The sequence below is a fragment of the Aeromonas cavernicola genome, assembly GCF_002795305.1.
Taxonomy (GTDB): Bacteria; Pseudomonadota; Gammaproteobacteria; order Enterobacterales; family Aeromonadaceae; genus Aeromonas; species Aeromonas cavernicola.
Genome location: NZ_PGGC01000016.1, coordinates 43,012 through 59,773, shown reverse-complemented (window position 1 = coordinate 59,773; position 16,762 = coordinate 43,012). Strand labels below are relative to the sequence as shown.

At 51.8% G+C, this 16,762-nt stretch carries 31 protein-coding genes; 2 read left to right on the top strand and 29 right to left on the bottom strand.

Annotation, left to right across the window (positions count from 1 at the left end):
* Nucleotides 1-331: ribonuclease PH (rph, locus tag CUC53_RS02775; protein WP_100292743.1), on the bottom strand; the 331-nt coding region annotated here is incomplete at its 3' end.
* A gap of 147 nt (nt 332-478) precedes the next feature.
* On the opposite strand from rph, the gene CUC53_RS02770 reads away from it, so the two are divergent.
* Complete coding sequence (locus CUC53_RS02770) at nt 479-1,342, top strand: YicC/YloC family endoribonuclease (protein WP_100292742.1); 864 nt, start codon at nt 479-481, stop codon at nt 1,340-1,342.
* 476 nt (nt 1,343-1,818) lie between these two features.
* Here the strand turns inward: CUC53_RS02770 and rplQ are convergent, their stop codons facing one another.
* The 28 genes from rplQ to rpsJ form a co-directional block, all read right to left on the bottom strand.
* The gene (gene rplQ, locus CUC53_RS02765) at nt 1,819-2,202 is read right to left on the bottom strand and encodes a 50S ribosomal protein L17 (RefSeq protein ID WP_005307999.1); all 384 of its coding nucleotides are present in this window, start codon (nt 2,200-2,202) and stop codon (nt 1,819-1,821) included.
* A 43-nt stretch (nt 2,203-2,245) separates the two neighbouring features.
* A complete protein-coding gene (locus CUC53_RS02760) occupies nt 2,246-3,235 on the bottom strand; it encodes a DNA-directed RNA polymerase subunit alpha (RefSeq protein WP_100292741.1) in 990 nt (329 codons plus the stop codon).
* Between the two features lie 25 nt (nt 3,236-3,260).
* Nucleotides 3,261-3,881 (bottom strand): 30S ribosomal protein S4, encoded by a 621-nt coding sequence (rpsD, locus tag CUC53_RS02755; RefSeq protein WP_100292740.1) that lies wholly within the window; start codon nt 3,879-3,881, stop codon nt 3,261-3,263.
* A gap of 39 nt (nt 3,882-3,920) precedes the next feature.
* Nucleotides 3,921-4,310, bottom strand: coding sequence for a 30S ribosomal protein S11 (gene rpsK / locus CUC53_RS02750; protein ID WP_064335176.1), 390 nt, complete (start codon nt 4,308-4,310; stop codon nt 3,921-3,923).
* A gap of 14 nt (nt 4,311-4,324) precedes the next feature.
* A complete protein-coding gene (gene rpsM, locus CUC53_RS02745; protein WP_100292739.1) occupies nt 4,325-4,681 on the bottom strand; it encodes a 30S ribosomal protein S13 in 357 nt (118 codons plus the stop codon).
* A 139-nt stretch (nt 4,682-4,820) separates the two neighbouring features.
* Entirely contained in the window at nt 4,821-4,934 is a 114-nt protein-coding gene (gene rpmJ, locus CUC53_RS02740; RefSeq protein WP_005319705.1) for a 50S ribosomal protein L36, read from the bottom strand.
* Nucleotides 4,935-4,960: 26 nt separating this feature from the next.
* Nucleotides 4,961-6,289: a preprotein translocase subunit SecY gene (gene secY / locus CUC53_RS02735; protein WP_100292738.1), complete on the bottom strand. Its 1,329-nt coding sequence runs from the start codon at nt 6,287-6,289 to the stop codon at nt 4,961-4,963.
* An 8-nt stretch (nt 6,290-6,297) separates the two neighbouring features.
* A complete protein-coding gene (rplO, locus tag CUC53_RS02730) occupies nt 6,298-6,735 on the bottom strand; it encodes a 50S ribosomal protein L15 (RefSeq protein ID WP_100292737.1) in 438 nt (145 codons plus the stop codon).
* A 2-nt stretch (nt 6,736-6,737) separates the two neighbouring features.
* Entirely contained in the window at nt 6,738-6,917 is a 180-nt protein-coding gene (gene rpmD / locus CUC53_RS02725; protein WP_005307985.1) for a 50S ribosomal protein L30, read from the bottom strand.
* A 6-nt stretch (nt 6,918-6,923) separates the two neighbouring features.
* Nucleotides 6,924-7,424 (bottom strand): 30S ribosomal protein S5, encoded by a 501-nt coding sequence (rpsE, locus tag CUC53_RS02720; RefSeq protein ID WP_100292736.1) that lies wholly within the window; start codon nt 7,422-7,424, stop codon nt 6,924-6,926.
* Between the two features lie 14 nt (nt 7,425-7,438).
* Nucleotides 7,439-7,792, bottom strand: coding sequence for a 50S ribosomal protein L18 (gene rplR, locus CUC53_RS02715; RefSeq protein ID WP_100292735.1), 354 nt, complete (start codon nt 7,790-7,792; stop codon nt 7,439-7,441).
* Nucleotides 7,793-7,801: 9 nt separating this feature from the next.
* Nucleotides 7,802-8,335 carry a 50S ribosomal protein L6 gene (gene rplF, locus CUC53_RS02710; protein WP_005340607.1) on the bottom strand — a complete coding sequence of 178 codons (534 nt, stop codon included), beginning with the start codon at nt 8,333-8,335 and terminating at the stop codon, nt 7,802-7,804.
* A 13-nt stretch (nt 8,336-8,348) separates the two neighbouring features.
* Nucleotides 8,349-8,741, bottom strand: coding sequence for a 30S ribosomal protein S8 (rpsH, locus tag CUC53_RS02705; RefSeq protein ID WP_005307980.1), 393 nt, complete (start codon nt 8,739-8,741; stop codon nt 8,349-8,351).
* Between the two features lie 21 nt (nt 8,742-8,762).
* A complete protein-coding gene (gene rpsN / locus CUC53_RS02700; RefSeq protein WP_100292734.1) occupies nt 8,763-9,068 on the bottom strand; it encodes a 30S ribosomal protein S14 in 306 nt (101 codons plus the stop codon).
* A gap of 10 nt (nt 9,069-9,078) precedes the next feature.
* On the bottom strand, nt 9,079-9,618 hold the full coding sequence (rplE, locus tag CUC53_RS02695) for a 50S ribosomal protein L5 (RefSeq protein WP_005331162.1): 540 nt from the start codon (nt 9,616-9,618) through the stop codon (nt 9,079-9,081).
* Nucleotides 9,619-9,631: 13 nt separating this feature from the next.
* The gene (gene rplX, locus CUC53_RS02690) at nt 9,632-9,949 is read right to left on the bottom strand and encodes a 50S ribosomal protein L24 (RefSeq protein WP_005307977.1); all 318 of its coding nucleotides are present in this window, start codon (nt 9,947-9,949) and stop codon (nt 9,632-9,634) included.
* An 11-nt stretch (nt 9,950-9,960) separates the two neighbouring features.
* On the bottom strand, nt 9,961-10,329 hold the full coding sequence (gene rplN / locus CUC53_RS02685; RefSeq protein ID WP_005307975.1) for a 50S ribosomal protein L14: 369 nt from the start codon (nt 10,327-10,329) through the stop codon (nt 9,961-9,963).
* 149 nt (nt 10,330-10,478) lie between these two features.
* A complete protein-coding gene (gene rpsQ / locus CUC53_RS02680) occupies nt 10,479-10,727 on the bottom strand; it encodes a 30S ribosomal protein S17 (RefSeq protein WP_100292733.1) in 249 nt (82 codons plus the stop codon).
* Nucleotides 10,727-10,918 (bottom strand): 50S ribosomal protein L29, encoded by a 192-nt coding sequence (gene rpmC, locus CUC53_RS02675; RefSeq protein ID WP_005307965.1) that lies wholly within the window; start codon nt 10,916-10,918, stop codon nt 10,727-10,729. The genes rpsQ and rpmC overlap by 1 nt, the downstream gene beginning before the upstream one ends.
* Complete coding sequence (rplP, locus tag CUC53_RS02670; protein WP_100292732.1) at nt 10,918-11,331, bottom strand: 50S ribosomal protein L16; 414 nt, start codon at nt 11,329-11,331, stop codon at nt 10,918-10,920. Before rplP ends, rpmC begins: the two co-directional genes overlap by 1 nt.
* Before the next feature lie 13 nt (nt 11,332-11,344).
* Nucleotides 11,345-12,058, bottom strand: coding sequence for a 30S ribosomal protein S3 (gene rpsC, locus CUC53_RS02665; protein WP_100292731.1), 714 nt, complete (start codon nt 12,056-12,058; stop codon nt 11,345-11,347).
* A gap of 3 nt (nt 12,059-12,061) precedes the next feature.
* Nucleotides 12,062-12,406 carry a 50S ribosomal protein L22 gene (rplV, locus tag CUC53_RS02660; protein ID WP_005319741.1) on the bottom strand — a complete coding sequence of 115 codons (345 nt, stop codon included), beginning with the start codon at nt 12,404-12,406 and terminating at the stop codon, nt 12,062-12,064.
* Nucleotides 12,407-12,416: 10 nt separating this feature from the next.
* On the bottom strand, nt 12,417-12,695 hold the full coding sequence (gene rpsS, locus CUC53_RS02655) for a 30S ribosomal protein S19 (RefSeq protein WP_005307960.1): 279 nt from the start codon (nt 12,693-12,695) through the stop codon (nt 12,417-12,419).
* Between the two features lie 22 nt (nt 12,696-12,717).
* Complete coding sequence (gene rplB / locus CUC53_RS02650; protein WP_100292730.1) at nt 12,718-13,539, bottom strand: 50S ribosomal protein L2; 822 nt, start codon at nt 13,537-13,539, stop codon at nt 12,718-12,720.
* 15 nt (nt 13,540-13,554) lie between these two features.
* Complete coding sequence (gene rplW / locus CUC53_RS02645; protein ID WP_005331199.1) at nt 13,555-13,857, bottom strand: 50S ribosomal protein L23; 303 nt, start codon at nt 13,855-13,857, stop codon at nt 13,555-13,557.
* Nucleotides 13,854-14,459 carry a 50S ribosomal protein L4 gene (gene rplD, locus CUC53_RS02640; RefSeq protein WP_100292729.1) on the bottom strand — a complete coding sequence of 202 codons (606 nt, stop codon included), beginning with the start codon at nt 14,457-14,459 and terminating at the stop codon, nt 13,854-13,856. Before rplD ends, rplW begins: the two co-directional genes overlap by 4 nt.
* Nucleotides 14,460-14,476: 17 nt before the next feature.
* Entirely contained in the window at nt 14,477-15,109 is a 633-nt protein-coding gene (gene rplC, locus CUC53_RS02635; protein WP_010672559.1) for a 50S ribosomal protein L3, read from the bottom strand.
* A gap of 22 nt (nt 15,110-15,131) precedes the next feature.
* Nucleotides 15,132-15,443 (bottom strand): 30S ribosomal protein S10, encoded by a 312-nt coding sequence (rpsJ, locus tag CUC53_RS02630; RefSeq protein ID WP_005307944.1) that lies wholly within the window; start codon nt 15,441-15,443, stop codon nt 15,132-15,134.
* A 375-nt stretch (nt 15,444-15,818) separates the two neighbouring features.
* Between rpsJ and CUC53_RS02625 the strand changes: the two genes are divergently transcribed.
* Entirely contained in the window at nt 15,819-16,727 is a 909-nt protein-coding gene (locus CUC53_RS02625) for a DMT family transporter (protein WP_100292728.1), read from the top strand.
* Nucleotides 16,728-16,762 lie beyond the last annotated feature (35 nt).

Here is a 16,762-nt window from a genome sequence, read left to right as displayed (position 1 = left end):
GCTCGCCAAGGGCGGTCAGGTCTACCGCGGCACGCAGGGAGCGAGCGATAAGACGGGAGATCTCCAGAGTACGGCCACTCTGCTTGCCGGAGGCCGCTTCGCGGTTCATCCGGGAGTGGGTGGAGCGCGGCAGCATGCCGTATTCGGCAGTCACCCAGCCCTGATTCTTCCCTTTCAGGAAGCGCGGCACGCTGGTGTCGACGCTGGCGGTGCAGAGCACGCGGGTGTTGCCGAATTCCACCAGCACGGACCCTTCAGCATGCTTGGTGAAGTGGCGGGTAATGGTAACCGGGCGAAGCTCTGCGGCACTGCGATCGCTGGGACGTGACATGGAACGGACCTCTGGGCTGGCTCAAATTGGCGAAGGAGTATAAGTCATTAGGCCCCAAATATCAGCCGCTAAAACCACGGCTTCGGCTGACGAGCAGGGCCGGGCTGAGTATACTGGCCGCACACTTCATCAAGCTCGGAACAATCAATGATTCACAGCATGACCGCCTACGCCCGCAAGGAATTCAAGGGCGACTGGGGCACCGCCGTTTGGGAAATTCGTTCGGTCAACCAGCGCTATCTGGAAACCTACATTCGCCTGCCGGAGCAACTGCGCAGCCTGGAGCCGGTACTGCGTGAGCGTTTCCGCGCCAAGCTGCAGCGCGGCAAGGTGGAGTGCAACCTGCGTTTCGAGGCCGCTCAGGCCGCAGCCAGCCAGCTGCACATTAATGAAGAGCTGGCCAAGCTGATCATCGACAGCGCCAACTGGGTAATGAAAGAAGCAGGCCAGGGCCAGCTCAATCCGGTCGACGTGCTGCGCTGGCCGGGCGTCATGGCCGCCGCCGAACAGGACATGGATGCGGTCGCCACCGAGCTGCTCGGCGGGTTTGACCAGACCATGGAAGACTTTATCGCCTCCCGTGCCAGCGAGGGTGCCAACCTCAAGAACCTGATCCAGCAGCGTCTGGATGGCATTCAGGTCGAAGTGAAGAAGGTGCGCGTCCATCTGCCGCAGATCATCGAGTGGCAGCGCCAGAAGCTCACCGACCGGCTGGCCGAAGCCAAAGTTGAGCTGGATCCGGTCCGCATCGAGCAGGAGATCGTCATGCTGGCCCAAAAGATCGACGTGGCCGAAGAGCTGGATCGTCTGGAGATGCACATCAGCGAGACCAACAAGATCATGAAGAAGGGTGGCGCCTGTGGCCGTCGCCTCGACTTCATGATGCAGGAGTTCAACCGCGAGTCGAACACCTTGGGCTCCAAGTCGATCAACGCTGAAGTGACCCAGTCCGCCGTCGAGCTGAAAGTGCTGATCGAGCAGATGCGCGAGCAGATCCAAAACATCGAGTGATATTCCGTACTCACCCCTGTTTCAAATAGCTCCCTTCTCAATGTAGGGGGTTATTTTTTGGGGTGCCTTACGTGACATTCAGTTGCTATATGGCTGTTAGGAAGCGTTGGCTTTTACTGAGAATAAATTGGGGTAGGTTGAAAATAGCCGTCAAGATAAGGAATATCGATAAACCCTATGGGATGTGAACTTGGCGTACTAATGGTTTGAGTGACAGCAAAGGGCGAAAAATTTTATGGAAAACAGGATATTAAATCTGCGTCACACCTGATGAGGCGAGAGCGAACAAAAGGCCTGACCTTGGTAATGACGAGTACAATATGTGCACTGCCATAATAGAAATATCGAGAAGCATTAAGTGAACACAGAAAATGAAAAAACCTCATTCGAGGCCTTAAAATAAACTTCACATATAAACACGCTACCAAGTAATCACAAACAAATAAAAAGCCGGGACAAGCCCGGCTTTCATTTTATTACTCTGCAGCTGCTTCCGCAGCTGCTGGGCGGTCTACCAGCTCAATGTAAGCCATTGGAGCGTTATCGCCAGCACGGAAACCGCATTTCAGAATGCGAGTATACCCACCAGCACGCTCTAGGTAGCGCGGACCCAATTCATTGAACAACTTAGCCACGATCGCGTTGTCGCGAGTGCGGGCAAATGCCAGACGACGATTAGCTACGCTATCAGTCTTGGCAAGGGTGATCAGCGGTTCAACTACACGACGCAGCTCTTTTGCCTTAGGCAGAGTCGTCTTGATGATCTCATGACGAACTAGGGAGCTGGCCATGTTACGGAACATTGCCTGACGATGGCTACTATTCCGATTCAGTTGACGACCACTCAAACGATGGCGCATGACCTTATCCTTCTAACTAAATCTGTGAAACCCGCAATCTGGATTACTCGTCAGCGATGCTGGCGGGCGGCCAATTCTCAAGGCGCATGCCAAGAGACAGACCACGGGAGGCCAACACGTCCTTGATTTCTGTCAGGGACTTCTTACCTAGGTTAGGTGTTTTTAACAACTCAACCTCGGTACGCTGTACCAGATCACCAATATAGTGGATTGCTTCTGCCTTCAAACAGTTCGCAGAACGAACTGTTAGCTCCAAATCATCGACAGGACGTAGCAGAATCGGATCAAACTCGGGTTTCTCTTCTTTCTTCTCGGGCACGCTGACATCGCGTAGATCCACGAATGCTTCCAGCTGCTCTGCCAATATAGTGGCTGAGCGACGAATAGCTTCTTCAGGATCTAGAGTACCATTGGTCTCCATGTCGATAACCAGCTTGTCCAAGTCGGTACGCTGTTCTACACGTGCAGCCTCAACATTGTAGGCAATACGAATAATGGGGCTGAACGCAGAGTCCAGCAGCAAGCGACCGATTGGACGCTCTTCATCATCGTTATGAACACGAGCAGAAGCAGGCACATAACCGCGACCGCGCTGAACTTTAAGGCGCATACTGATTTCAGCATTGCTACCAGTCAGGTGGCAGATTAAGTGCTCCGGGTTTACGATCTCGACTTCATCACCGTGAGTGATATCACCAGCGGTAACGGGGCCTGTTCCAGACTTGGTAAGGGACAGAGTTACCTCGTCCTTGCCTTCAAGCTTCACAGCGATACCTTTCAGGTTAAGCAGGATTTCAAGAATATCCTCCTGCACACCTTCTTTGCTGCTGTACTCATGCAGTACACCGTCAATCTCGACTTCAGTAACTGCACAACCTGGCATAGCTGACAGCAAAATACGACGCAGAGCATTACCTAAAGTATGGCCAAAGCCACGCTCTAGTGGCTCTAAGGTCACCTTAGCATGAGTGGGACTAACCTGCTCGATGTCAACTAGTCGTGGTTTAAGAAAATCTGTTACAGAACCCAGCATTGTGTCCTCTCTTTAGAAGCTAGCCTTACTTAGAGTAAAGCTCGACGATCAGCTGTTCATTAATATCGGCAGACAGGTCTGAACGCTCTGGCAGGCGTTTAAAAGCACCTTCCATTTTAGACGCATCGACCTCTACCCAAGTCGGCTTCTCACGCTGACCAGCAACTTCAAGAGATGCTTTAATACGGGCCTGTTTCTTTGCCTTCTCACGAACGCAGATCACGTCCTCAGGGGAAACCTGAAAAGAAGGAATGTTCACAACACGACCGTTTACCATGATAGCTTTATGGCTAACCAGCTGACGAGACTCTGCGCGAGTGGCGCCAAAGCCCATACGGTAAACAACGTTGTCTAAACGACCTTCAAGCAGCTGCAGCAAATTCTCACCGGTATTACCTTTTTGACGGGCAGCATCGCGGTAATAATTGCGGAACTGTTTTTCTAATACGCCGTAAATACGACGCACTTTCTGTTTCTCGCGTAGTTGAATACCATAATCTGACAGACGAGCCTTACGAGCACCGTGCTGACCAGGAACAGTATCAATCTTACACTTAGAATCAATCGCACGAACACCTGACTTCAGGAAGAGGTCGGTGCCTTCACGACGGCTAAGCTTAAGCTTAGGACCGATATATCTTGCCATCTTCTTTCTCCAACAATCCTAGACCAAGTAGCTACAGCGTTATACGCGACGCTTCTTGGGAGGACGACAACCGTTGTGCGGGATCGGAGTCACATCAGTAATGTTAGTGATGCGAAAGCCAGCCGCGTTCAGAGCGCGGATGGAGGACTCACGACCGGGACCCGGACCTTTTACCATGACTTCCAGGTTCTTAACGCCGTATTCTTTGGCGACTTCACCAGCACGCTCGGCAGCTACTTGCGCCGCAAAAGGCGTTGATTTACGAGAACCACGGAAACCTGAACCACCAGAGGTAGCCCACGACAGAGCATTGCCCTGACGGTCGGTAATAGTCACGATTGTATTGTTGAAAGATGCATGAACGTGTGCGATACCGTCGCTCACTTGCTTTTTAACGCGCTTGCGAGCACGAGTCGGAGTTTTAGCCATTTTCTACCTTCCCGTTACTTCTTGATGGCCTTGCGCGGACCCTTACGAGTACGAGCGTTGGTCTTGGTTCGTTGACCTCGAACAGGAAGGCTACGACGGTGGCGCAAACCACGATAGCAACCCAGATCCATCAATCGCTTGATGTTCATAGAGATCTGACGACGCAGGTCGCCCTCAACGGTGAACTTACCTACTTGTTCACGAAGACTCTCAATCTGAGACTCATCCAAATCTTTAATTTTCACATTCTCAGCGATACCGGCTGCAGCACAAATGGCTTTTGAGCGGGTACGGCCGACGCCATAAATAGCGGTCAAAGCGATGACAGCATGTTTATGGTCAGGAATGTTAATGCCTGCGATACGGGCCACTATTCACTCCTACATATAGTAGATTACGACCACCACAAAGCCCGTTAGCGGATACGTGGCGGTCAACCAATACACAACAAAAGTTGGCTGGCTATAATAGCCAGCACAACCATATGTTGCAAGTACTAACCGTAAAAAATTAGCCTTGGCGCTGTTTATGCTTAGGCTCACTGCAAATCACACGCACCACACCATGGCGCTTGATGATTTTGCAGTTACGGCAGATTGCCTTAACGGAAGCACGAACTTTCATTGCTTAAACTCCGTAACTACGCCGAACTAACGGCTATAGCCTTTCAAGTTGGCCTTCCTCAGGACATCACCATACTGATGAGACATCATATGGGTCTGAACCTGAGCCATAAAGTCCATAATGACTACAACAATAATCAGCAGCGAGGTGCCGCCGAAATAGAATTGTACATTCCAAGCAGTCATCAAGAACTGGGGTACCAGACAGATAAAGGTAATATAGAGCGCACCTGCCAATGTCAGGCGAGTCATGACTTTATCTATGTAACGTGCTGTCTGCTCACCTGGGCGAATCCCCGGAACAAAGGCTCCACTTTTCTTCAAGTTATCTGCCGTTTCGCGAGGATTAAAAACCAACGCGGTATAGAAGAAACAGAAGAAAATAATGGTTGCTGCATAAAGCATTTCATACAAGGGCTGACCTGGTTGCAGAACCATAGATATCTGCTGCAACACATCAGCTACCCTGCCTTCGCCTTGACCAAACCAAGAGGTGATTGTGCCAGGAAAGAGAATGATGCTTGATGCAAAAATCGCAGGAATTACACCAGCCATATTAACTTTCAATGGCAGGTGTGTGCTTTGCGCAGCAAACACTTGACGACCTTGTTGGCGCTTAGCATAGTTAACGACTATACGTCGTTGACCACGCTCAACAAACACAACAAAATACGTCACTGCGAAAACAATCAAACCCAGCAATAGCAACAACAGAATATGCAATTCCCCTTGACGTGCCTGCTCGGCCGTAGCACCAATGGCATGCGGCAAACCAGCAACGATACCTGTGAAAATAATCAGCGAGATACCATTACCAATTCCACGCTCGGTAATCTGCTCCCCCAACCACATCAAGAACATGGTACCAGTGACCAGACTCACAACAGCTGTGAAATAGAAGCCAAGACCCGGATTAGTGACGAGCCCCTGCATCATATTCGGCAGACCTGTTGCTATACCAATGGCTTGGAACGTTCCCAAAACCAACGTGCCCCAACGGGTATATTGGCTAATCTTGCGACGACCTGATTCACCCTCTTTCTTAAGTTCAGCCAAAACAGGATGAACAACAGTCAGCAGCTGAATGATGATCGATGCCGAAATATAAGGCATGATCCCAAGCGCAAGAATAGAAGCACGCGATAGTGCACCACCACTGAACATATTAAACATTTCAATGATGGTGCCCTTCTGTTGCTGGAACAACTCGGCCAGTACGGCGGCGTCAATACCAGGAATTGGCACATAAGAGCCTGCACGGAAAACGATAATCGCCCCGAGAACGAAGAGCAAACGACTCTTCAATTCACTCAGACCACCTTGCGCTTTAACATCCAATCCTGGTTTCTTAGCCATTGTACTGATTATTCCTCGATTTTACCGCCAGCAGCTTCGATAGCAGCACGCGCACCCTTGGTGACGGACAGCCCTCGAACGGTCACAGCTCGGTCAATGTTGCCAGATAGCACAACTTTGGCGAACACGATGTTTTTGGTAACAACACCGGCTTGCTTTAACGTGCTCAAGTCAACAACGTTACCTTCTACCAGTGCAAGTTCGTTCAAACGCACTTCAGCAGAAACTAAAGATTTGCGAGAGAAAAAACCGAACTTCGGCAGACGGATTTTCAAAGGCATTTGGCCGCCTTCGAAACCGTTGCGGACTTTGCCGCCACCGGAACGAGAGGTTTGACCTTTAACACCACGACCACCGGTCTTACCCAAACCAGAACCGATACCACGGCCCGGACGGTGCTTGACACGCTTAGAACCTGCGGCCGGAGACAGAGTATTCAGACGCATGCTTAGCCCTCCACCTTAACCATGTAATAAACTTGGTTGATCATACCGCGAACGCAGGGAGTATCTTCCAGCTCAACGGTATGACCAATGCGACGCAGACCCAGACCACGCAGAGTAGCCTTATGCTTAGGCAGACGGCCGATAGAGCTGCGTGTTTGAGTAACTTTTACAGTGTTAGCCATGTCGCATTACCCCAGAATTTCTTCAACGCGCAGACCACGCTTAGCAGCGATCTGTTCGGGTGATTGACCGTGAACCAGAGCGTCTACCGTTGCGCGAACAACGTTGATTGGGTTAGTGGAACCGTAGGTCTTAGCCAGCACGTTGTGGATACCGGCAACTTCCAGAACAGCGCGCATAGCGCCGCCTGCGATAATACCTGTACCTTGGGAAGCGGGCTTCATAAACACGGTAGAACCAGAGTGAACACCTTTCACCGGGTGGTGCAGAGTTCCATCATTCAGCTCAACCTTGTTCAGGTTACGCTTAGCCTGTTCCATTGCTTTTTGAATAGCAGCGGGAACTTCACGAGCTTTACCATAACCGTAACCTACACGGCCGTTACCATCACCCACCACAGTCAGCGCTGTGAAGGACATGATACGACCACCTTTAACAGTTTTCGAAACACGGTTTACTGCAATCAGCTTTTCTTGCAGTTCGCCGGCTTGAGATTCGACTTTAGCCATCTTCGACTCCTAGCTTAGAACTGAAGACCAGCGTCACGTGCAGCTGCTGCAAGAGCGGCTACGCGACCGTGATACTTGAAACCGGAACGATCGAAAGATACGTTCTGAACGCCTTTGGCAATAGCTCGCTCAGCGATTGCTTTCCCTACTGCGGTTGCTGCATCAGCATTACCGGAGTATTTGAGCCCTTCGCTGATAGCTTTCTCTACTGTGGAAGCAGAGGCCAGAACTTCGGAACCGTTGGCTGCAATAACCTGCGCATAGATATGACGCGGAGTACGGTGAACGACCAGACGGGTTGCTCCCAGTTCCTGCATCTTTTTCCGAGCACGAGTAGCACGACGGAGACGAGCTGCTTTCTTGTCCATAGTGTTACCTTACTTCTTCTTAGCTTCTTTAGTACGCACTTGCTCGTTGGCATAGCGTACACCCTTGCCCTTATAGGGCTCCGGAGCGCGGTAAGCACGGATATCGGCGGCGACTTGGCCAACCAGCTGCTTGTCGACGCCACGCAGAACGATTTCTGTAGCCGTCGGGCACTCAGCGGTCACACCAGCCGGCAGCGCATGCTCTACCGGGTGAGAGAAGCCCAGAGCCAGCGCAACAGCATTGCCCTTGATGGAGGCTTTATAACCTACACCAACCAGCTGCAGCTTGCGCTCGAAGCCTTGGGTAACACCGATTACCATGTTGTTGACCAATGCACGGGCGGTGCCTGCCTGAGCGTCAGCACCAGCGATGCTGCCACGCGGGGCAAACTTCAGTACATTGTCTTCTTTGGTCACTTCTACACCGGCGTGAATAGAACGAACCAATGAACCTTTACCACCTTTGATGGTTAGTTCTTGGCCATTCAGAGTCACCTCTACGCCAGCAGGAATAGTGACGGGTGCCTTAGCAACACGAGACATGTCCTACCTCCTATTAAGCGACGTAGCAGATGATCTCACCGCCCATGCTTGCTTTGCGAGCAGCACGGTCAGTCATCACACCTTTAGACGTGGACACGATAGCAACACCGAGACCGCCCATCACTTTCGGCAGATCAGTAGTGCGCTTATAAATACGCAGGCCTGGACGGCTTACGCGTTGGATCAGTTCTACAACTGGCTTGCCCTGGAAATATTTCAGTTCAATTTCCAGTTCCGGCTTCACGTCACCAGCTACGGAATAGCCAGCGATGTAACCCTCTTCCTTCAGCACTTTGGCAATAGCCACTTTCAGCTTGGAAGAAGGCATGGAAACCGCAACTTTGCTCGCCGCCTGACCGTTACGGATGCGGGTCAGCATGTCCGCGATCGGATCTTGCATGCTCATAAGTCTAACTCCCGAGATTCGTTACCAAGAAGCCTTCTTCAGGCCCGGAATTTCGCCCTTCATGGCATGCTCACGCACCTTGATGCGGGACAGGCCAAACTTGCGCAGGAAACCGTGCGGACGACCAGTAATATTGCAACGGTTACGCTGGCGGGACGGACTGGAATCACGGGGTAGCTGTTGCAGTTGCAGCACAGCGTCCCAACGCGCTTCTTCAGAAGCGTTCATATCAACGATGATAGCTTTCAGTTCAGCACGCTTGGTCGCGAACTTTACCACAAGCTTCGCACGCTTTGCTTCGCGCGCTTTCATGGATGTTTTAGCCATAACCCTAACCTTACTTGCGGAATGGGAAGTTAAAGGCAGCCAGCAGAGCACGGCCTTCTTCATCGGTATTCGCGGAAGTGGTAATGGTGATATCCAAACCACGGACGCGATCGACTTTGTCATAGTCGATTTCCGGGAAGATGATCTGCTCACGCACGCCCATGGAGTAGTTACCACGACCGTCGAACGCTTTAGCGTTCAGGCCACGGAAGTCACGGATACGCGGTACGGAGATACAGATCAGCCGTTCCAGGAACTCCCACATACGCTCGCCACGCAGGGTTACTTTACAACCTATCGGGTAGCCTTCACGAATCTTGAAGCCCGCAACAGATTTGCGAGCTTTGGTGATCAGCGGCTTCTGACCAGAAATAGCAGCCATATCAGCAGCTGCATTTTCCAATAGTTTTTTGTCAGAGATCGCTTCACCAACACCCATGTTCAGGGTGATTTTCTCGATCCGAGGGACTTGCATGATAGTCTTGTAACCGAACTGCTTAGACAGTTCATTTACTACATCGGATTTGTAGTAATCATGCAGTTTCGCCATCGTTAAACTCCAATTACTTCACAAGTTCGCCGGTGGATTTGAAGAAACGGACTTTCTTGCCATCTTCAATCCGGAAACCAACGCGATCAGCTTTGCCAGTGGCAGAGTTGAACAGCGCTACGTTTGATACATCGATGGGGGCTTCTTTAGTGACGATACCGCCAGCCTGACCCAGTGCGGGTACCGGCTTCTGGTGTTTCTTCACTTGGTTGATGCCTTCCACGATTACCTTACCTTTTGCAATCAGGACTTGAGTGACTTTGCCACGCTTGCCCTTGTCTTTGCCGGTAAGAACAATCACTTCGTCTTCGCGACGGATTTTAGCTGCCATCGTTCGACTCCTTACAGTACTTCGGGTGCCAGGGACACAATCTTCATGAACTTCTCATTACGCAGTTCACGGGTCACCGGGCCAAAAATACGAGTACCGATTGGCTGTTGGTTGTTGTTAAGCAACACAGCCGCATTGTTGTCGAAACGGATGACTGAGCCGTCCGGACGACGAACGCCTTTACGGGTGCGTACGACCACCGCGTTATACACATCACCTTTCTTCACTTTACCGCGAGGAATCGCTTCCTTGATGGAAACTTTAATGATGTCGCCGATGCCGGCGTAACGGCGGTGCGAACCACCCAGAACCTTAATACACATTACACTGCGAGCGCCGGAGTTGTCGGCAACACCCAGCATACTTTGCATCTGGATCATCTTAGTGCTCCGCTTTGTTTACTTCTTATCCCTAATGGGATCTGGCTGCCTTTAAAAGGCGCGAAACTATAACACAGGAGTTTTGGAAAAGGTAGCCTAAAAAACAAACGGCCCCGTGAAAGGGCCGCTTGTTTTGCTTAAAGTGCTAATTAGGCTTTTTCTAGAACACCAACCAAGGTCCAAGACTTAGTCTTAGACAATGGACGGCATTCACGGATCTCCACGAGATCACCCGCTTTACACTCATTGCTCTCATCATGTACGTGCAGCTTGGTAGTGCGCTTGATGATCTTACCGTAGATCGGGTGCTTTACCTTGCGCTCAATAGCAACAGTGATGGACTTATCCATCTTGTCGCTAATTACACGACCCTGCAGAGTACGGATTTTATCAGTCATTACGCACCTGCCTTCTCAGTCAGTACAGTCTTGATACGTGCGACATCACGACGCACTTGTTTCAGAGTGTGAGTCTGAGCCAACTGGCCGGTAGACGCTTGCATACGCATGTTGAATTGCTCACGCAGCAGGCCCAGCAGCTCTTGGTTCAGTTCTTCAACGCTCTTTTGACGCAGATCTTGGGCTTTCATCACATCACCGTCTTAATTACGAAAGTGGTCTGAACAGACAGCTTCGCTGCGGCCAAGGCGAACGCTTCACGCGCCAAGGACTCAGGTACACCGTCCATCTCGTACAGCACCTTGCCAGGCTGGATCGGGCAAACCCAGTATTCCACGTTACCCTTACCTTTACCCATACGAACTTCGAGGGGTTTTTCGGTAATCGGTTTGTCCGGGAACACACGGATCCAGATCTTACCCTGACGCTTAACGTGACGGGTCATGGCACGACGAGCCGCTTCAATTTGACGAGCAGTCAGTTGACCACGAGATGTCGCCTTCAGGCCAAAGGTACCGAAAGAAACTTCGTTACCAGCGTTGGCCAGACCGCGGTTACGACCCTTATGGGTCTTGCGGAATTTAGTACGCTTTGGTTGCAACATTTACCGAATCTCCTTACTTAGCAGCGCGGCGCTTGTTGTCACGCTTGGGCTTTGCAGGAGCTTGTTCTTGAGCCGCGGCAGCATTAACAGCAGCCAGACCGCCCAGAACTTCGCCCTTGAAGATCCAAACTTTAACGCCGATCACACCGTAAGTGGTGTGGGCTTCAGAAGTTGCGTAGTCGATGTCGGCACGCAGGGTGTGCAACGGCACACGACCTTCACGGTACCATTCGGTACGCGCGATTTCAGCACCGCCCAGACGACCGGAAACTTCCACTTTGATGCCCTTGGCACCCAAACGCATGGCGTTTTGTACCGCGCGCTTCATAGCACGACGGAACATAACACGGCGCTCAAGCTGGGAAGTGATGCTGTCGGCAACGAGTTTGCCATCCAGCTCCGGCTTGCGGACTTCGGAAATGTTGATCTGAGCAGGCACGCCAGCAATTGTGGCGACAACTTTGCGCAGCTTCTCAACGTCTTCGCCTTTCTTACCAATCACAACACCCGGACGAGCAGTGTGAATAGTCACACGGATACTCTTAGCCGGACGCTCGATGGTGATCTTGGACAAGGACGCATTTTTCAGTTCCTTGGTCAGGAACTGGCGTACTTGAAAATCGCTGTACAGGTTGTCAGCGAAGTCTTTGGTATTCGCATACCAGGTAGAATTCCAAGGCTTGGTAATACCCAGGCGAATGCCATTAGGATGTACTTTCTGACCCATTGCTTATCTCCCAGCCTTAGCGTCGGATACCACTACAGTGATGTGAGCGGTACGCTTGAGGATACGGTCCGCGCGACCTTTGGCACGCGGGCGGATGCGCTTCATGGAGGGACCTTCGTCGACCATGATAGTAGCAACACGCAGCGCGTCGATATCGGCGCCTTCGTTGTGCTCAGCGTTGGCAATGGCAGATTCCAGCACTTTCTTAACCAGCACAGCAGCCTTTTTCGGGCTGAAGGTCAGGATGTTCAGAGCCTTGTCTACGGACAGACCACGTACTTGATCGGCTACCAGACGAGCTTTCTGGGCAGAAGTACGGGCATAACGGTGTTTAGCGATAGCTTCCATCATTTATCCCTTAGCGCTTCTTAGCCTTCTTATCAGCAGCATGGCCGCGATAAGTACGAGTCGGTGCGAATTCACCCAGTTTGTGACCGATCATTTCTTCGGTAACGAAAACCGGAACGTGCTGACGACCATTATGGACAGCGATGGTCAAACCGATCATGTTCGGGATGATCATTGAACGACGGGACCAGGTCTTAACCGGTTTTTTATCCCCGCTTTCCACCGCTTTCTCTACCTTCTTCAGCAAGTGCAGGTCAATAAATGGACCCTTCTTGAGAGAACGTGGCATGGTGATTCCTCTATGTTAACAATTACTTGTTACGACGACGTACGATGTACTTGTCGGTACGCTTGTTCTTACGGGTCTTGAAGCCTTTAGCCTTCTGGCCCCATGGGGACACAGGCTGCATGCCCTTGTTACGACCCTCACCACCACCGTGCGGGTGGTCGACTGGGTTCATCGCCATACCGCGAACGGTCGGACGAATACCACGCCAGCGGTTTGCACCGGCTTTACCCAGTTGACGCAACATGTGCTCGGAGTTACCGACTTCGCCGATGGTAGCGCGGCATTCGGCCAGAACTTTACGCACTTCGCCGGAACGCAGACGCAGAGTTACATAGTTACCTTCACGAGCCAGAATCTGGATGAAAGTACCAGCGGAACGAGCCAGCTGAGCACCTTTACCAGGCTTCATCTCAACCGCGTGAACGGTAGAACCGACCGGGATATTGCGCATTGGCAGGGTGTTACCTACCTTAATCGCAGCATCAGCGCCAGAAGCGATTGCGTCACCTGCTTTCAGGCCTTTCGGAGCCAGGATATAACGACGCTCACCGTCTGCGTACAACACCAGGGCGATGTTCGCGGTACGGTTTGGATCGTATTCCAAACGCTCAACTTTAGCCGGGATACCGTCTTTGTCGCGCTTGAAGTCGACCAGACGATAGTGCTGCTTGTGACCACCACCAATGTGACGAGTAGTGATACGGCCGTTGTTATTACGACCACCGGACTTGCTCTTGCTGTCCAGCAGAGCAGCAAAAGGCTTACCCTTGTACAGCTCTTGATTGACGATCTTGACGACGTGACGGCGGCCCGGAGAAGTAGGCTTGCACTTAACGATTGCCATTTTTGAGAACTCCTCTTACTCGGCTGCGCCCATGAAGTCGATGTCCTGACCTGCTTTCAGAGTCACATAAGCCTTTTTCCAATCGGAACGACGGCCTACACGTGCACCTGAGCGCTTGGTTTTACCCTTCATGTTCAGGGTACGGACGGTCTCAACTTCGACCTCGAACAGTTTCGCAACTGCAGCTTTGACTTCCGCCTTGGTAGCGTCAACAGCAACTTTGAACACGATTGTGTTCTGCTTTTCTGCAACCATGGTGCTCTTTTCAGAGATGTGCGGAGCCTTCAGAACTTTCAACAAACGTTCTTCGCGGATCATGCCAGCATCTCCTCGATTTGCTTAACTGCCTCAGCAGTCATCAGAATCTTGTCGAAAGCGATCAGGCTGACCGGGTCGATACCGGCAACGTCACGCACGTCGACTTTGTACAAGTTGCGAGCAGCCAGGAACAGGTTCTCATCGACCTCAGCGGTCACGATCAGAACGTCTGTTAGTTCCATCTCTTTCAGCTTGGCGATCAGTTCTTTAGTTTTCGGCGCTTCAATGCCGAACTTTTCAACAACGATCAGGCGCTCTTGACGTACCAGCTCGGACAGAATGCTACGGATAGCGCCGCGGTACATCTTCTTGTTTACTTTCTGGCTGTGATCTTGCGGCTTAGCAGCAAAAGTCACACCACCGGAACGCCAAATGGGCGAACGGATGGAGCCAGCACGGGCACGACCAGTACCCTTCTGACGCCACGGCTTTTTACCGCCACCAGACACTTCAGAGCGAGTCAGCTGCGCACGAGTACCCTGACGGGCACCAGCGGCATACGCAACGACGACCTGGTGAACCAGAGCTTCGTTGAATTCGCGCCCGAAGGTAGTCTCGGAAACTTCAAGAGCGCTCTTGGCGTCTTTCATTACCAATTCCATTACTATCTCCTCAGACGTTACGCTTTGACGGCAGGTTTGACGATCACGTTGCCGTTGGTTGCACCCGGTACTGCACCTTTGATGAGCAGCAGGTTGCGTTCAGCGTCAACACGAACCAGTTCCAGGTTCTGAGTCGTTACACGCTCAGCACCCATGTGACCAGCCATCTTTTTGCCTTTGAATACACGGCCCGGGGTCTGGTTTTGACCAATAGAGCCAGGTACACGGTGGGACAGAGAGTTACCGTGAGTCATATCTTGGGTGCGGAAGTTCCAGCGCTTAACAGTACCGGCAAAACCTTTACCCTTAGATGTGCCAGTAACGTCTACCAGCTTAACGTCAGCGAGAAGATCTACTTTCAGCTCGCTACCAACAGTGAAGGTTTCACCGTTGTTCAGGCGGAATTCCCACAGACCGCGACCGGCTTCTACACCAGCTTTGGCGAAGTGGCCAGCTTCCGGCTTAGTTACACGGCTAGCTTTTTTGGCGCCAGTGGTAACCTGAATAGCGTTGTAGCCGTCGGTTTCTACAGATTTGACCTGAGTTACACGGTTAGCTTCAACTTCGATAACAGTCACCGGGATAGAAACGCCATCTTCAGTGAAGATGCGAGTCATACCCACTTTGCGACCTACAAGACCGATTGTCATTGTTATCAACCTCTTTCCGTAATTAACCCAGGCTGATCTGGACGTCTACACCCGCTGCCAGATCCAGACGCATCAGGGCATCTACGGTCTTGTCAGTTGGCTCAACGATGTCTACCAGACGCTTATGAGTGCGGATCTCGTACTGATCACGCGCATCTTTGTTGACGTGCGGGGAGATCAGAACGGTAAAACGCTCTTTGCGAGTCGGCAGCGGAATAGGACCGCGAACCTGCGCGCCAGTGCGCTTTGCAGTTTCAACGATTTCCGCAGTGGATTGATCAATCAGGCGATGATCAAAAGCCTTCAGGCGGATACGGATTCTTTGGTTCTGCATTGACAGAGCTCCAATAGATAAAAGAACATAAACCAACACCGCCCGACCGAGATTGTTCCCGCCAGAGGTGTGATTTTTCACGTTTCTCCCCATATCGGGGAGACTGTATGGCTGGTTCCCACTCAGGGGATGCGCAGCAAGCAGACATATCGTCTGGCGAGCCTCATGGGCAAGCGGACGGGATTATACCGATTTTTCTAATTTGCGCAAGCAGCAGCGGACAGTTTGTGCGCAATGCCATGCGTTGCAACGCCCTTTATCGTGACTGGTTTACGCTTACTCGCCCACTCTTTGGCACCGTCTATTTGCCAATGCGACAAGCCGACCCTCCGGCTGATAGACTGAGCACCGCCTTCGTTAATAGAACGACTCGCCATGCTCAAAGATCAAAAGAAAGCCTATCAATATGGACTTTGCGCCGTCGCACTCTGGTCAACGGTCGCCAGCGCCTTCAAAATTTCGCTCAGCTATTTTGAACCCTTGCAATTACTGTTGGTTGCAGCATTAACCTCCACCTTAACGCTGGCTATTATCGTGGCCAAACAGGGTAAACTGGCAGTGCTGGGTACTTACCTGAAGGCACGTCCGCGCTACTATCTCGCGCTTGGAATACTCAATCCCTTCCTCTATTACCTGCTGCTATTCAAAGCCTATGACCTGCTGCCAGCCCAACAGGCACAGACCCTTAACTACACCTGGGCCATCACTCTCAGCCTGCTGGCCGTTCCTTTCCTCGGCCAAAAACTGCGCCGCCGTGATGGTGTCGCTATTCTTCTCGGCTACTTTGGCGCGCTGGTGATCGCCACCAAAGGGAATGTGTTCGGCCTGCAATTTGACAGTCCACTCGGCGTGACACTGGCGCTGGTATCGACGCTCATCTGGGCCAGCTACTGGATCCTCAATGCCCGCCATCAAGGAGACCCCATCGTTAGCCTGTTGCTTGGCTTTATGATCAGCCTGCCGTTTATTGCTGGGGCGACCTGGTTACTCTCTGACTTTGCCATGACTGCCTGGCAGGGGTGGCTTGGTGCCATCTATGTTGGACTGTTCGAGATGGGTTTTGGCTTCGTGCTCTGGCTGATGGCACTGCGCTATGCCACCAATACCGCCCCCATCAGCAACCTCATATTTATCTCGCCGTTTGCCTCGTTAGTACTGCTCAACCTGTTGATCGGTGAAACCATTCACCCCGCCACGCCGATCGGGTTGGCACTGATCGTCGCCGCGTTGCTCATTCAACAAGTACCGTATGGCAAGCGTAAGCGCCTTGATCCACAAACCTAAAAATGCAGAAAGGCGCATCACGTGATACGCCCTTG

Bases quoted from the DNA above. Each gene is read 5' to 3' on its own strand.
- CUC53_RS02770 (WP_100292742.1), top strand. From the start codon at position 479: ATGATTCACAGCATGACCGCCTACGCCCGCAAGGAATTCAAGGGCGAC.
- rplQ (WP_005307999.1), bottom strand. From the start codon at position 2,202: ATGCGCCATCGTTTGAGTGGTCGTCAACTGAATCGGAATAGTAGCCAT.
- CUC53_RS02760 (WP_100292741.1), bottom strand. From the start codon at position 3,235: ATGCTGGGTTCTGTAACAGATTTTCTTAAACCACGACTAGTTGACATC.
- rpsD (WP_100292740.1), bottom strand. From the start codon at position 3,881: ATGGCAAGATATATCGGTCCTAAGCTTAAGCTTAGCCGTCGTGAAGGC.
- rpsK (WP_064335176.1), bottom strand. From the start codon at position 4,310: ATGGCTAAAACTCCGACTCGTGCTCGCAAGCGCGTTAAAAAGCAAGTG.
- rpmJ (WP_005319705.1), bottom strand. From the start codon at position 4,934: ATGAAAGTTCGTGCTTCCGTTAAGGCAATCTGCCGTAACTGCAAAATC.
- secY (WP_100292738.1), bottom strand. From the start codon at position 6,289: ATGGCTAAGAAACCAGGATTGGATGTTAAAGCGCAAGGTGGTCTGAGT.
- rplO (WP_100292737.1), bottom strand. From the start codon at position 6,735: ATGCGTCTGAATACTCTGTCTCCGGCCGCAGGTTCTAAGCGTGTCAAG.
- rpmD (WP_005307985.1), bottom strand. From the start codon at position 6,917: ATGGCTAACACTGTAAAAGTTACTCAAACACGCAGCTCTATCGGCCGT.
- rpsE (WP_100292736.1), bottom strand. From the start codon at position 7,424: ATGGCTAAAGTCGAATCTCAAGCCGGCGAACTGCAAGAAAAGCTGATT.
- rplR (WP_100292735.1), bottom strand. From the start codon at position 7,792: ATGGACAAGAAAGCAGCTCGTCTCCGTCGTGCTACTCGTGCTCGGAAA.
- rplF (WP_005340607.1), bottom strand. From the start codon at position 8,335: ATGTCTCGTGTTGCTAAGGCACCCGTCACTATTCCTGCTGGCGTAGAG.
- rpsH (WP_005307980.1), bottom strand. From the start codon at position 8,741: ATGAGCATGCAAGATCCGATCGCGGACATGCTGACCCGCATCCGTAAC.
- rpsN (WP_100292734.1), bottom strand. From the start codon at position 9,068: ATGGCTAAAACATCCATGAAAGCGCGCGAAGCAAAGCGTGCGAAGCTT.
- rplE (WP_005331162.1), bottom strand. From the start codon at position 9,618: ATGGCGAAACTGCATGATTACTACAAATCCGATGTAGTAAATGAACTG.
- rplX (WP_005307977.1), bottom strand. From the start codon at position 9,949: ATGGCAGCTAAAATCCGTCGCGAAGACGAAGTGATTGTTCTTACCGGC.
- rplN (WP_005307975.1), bottom strand. From the start codon at position 10,329: ATGATCCAGATGCAAAGTATGCTGGGTGTTGCCGACAACTCCGGCGCT.
- rpsQ (WP_100292733.1), bottom strand. From the start codon at position 10,727: ATGACTGATAAAATCCGTACTCTGCAGGGTCGTGTAATTAGCGACAAG.
- rpmC (WP_005307965.1), bottom strand. From the start codon at position 10,918: ATGAAAGCCCAAGATCTGCGTCAAAAGAGCGTTGAAGAACTGAACCAA.
- rplP (WP_100292732.1), bottom strand. From the start codon at position 11,331: ATGTTGCAACCAAAGCGTACTAAATTCCGCAAGACCCATAAGGGTCGT.
- rpsC (WP_100292731.1), bottom strand. From the start codon at position 12,058: ATGGGTCAGAAAGTACATCCTAATGGCATTCGCCTGGGTATTACCAAG.
- rplV (WP_005319741.1), bottom strand. From the start codon at position 12,406: ATGGAAGCTATCGCTAAACACCGTTATGCCCGTACTTCTGCCCAGAAA.
- rpsS (WP_005307960.1), bottom strand. From the start codon at position 12,695: ATGCCACGTTCTCTCAAGAAGGGTCCATTTATTGACCTGCACTTGCTG.
- rplB (WP_100292730.1), bottom strand. From the start codon at position 13,539: ATGGCAATCGTTAAGTGCAAGCCTACTTCTCCGGGCCGCCGTCACGTC.
- rplW (WP_005331199.1), bottom strand. From the start codon at position 13,857: ATGATCCGCGAAGAACGTTTGTTGAAAGTTCTGAAGGCTCCGCACATC.
- rplD (WP_100292729.1), bottom strand. From the start codon at position 14,459: ATGGAATTGGTAATGAAAGACGCCAAGAGCGCTCTTGAAGTTTCCGAG.
- rplC (WP_010672559.1), bottom strand. From the start codon at position 15,109: ATGACAATCGGTCTTGTAGGTCGCAAAGTGGGTATGACTCGCATCTTC.
- rpsJ (WP_005307944.1), bottom strand. From the start codon at position 15,443: ATGCAGAACCAAAGAATCCGTATCCGCCTGAAGGCTTTTGATCATCGC.
- CUC53_RS02625 (WP_100292728.1), top strand. From the start codon at position 15,819: ATGCTCAAAGATCAAAAGAAAGCCTATCAATATGGACTTTGCGCCGTC.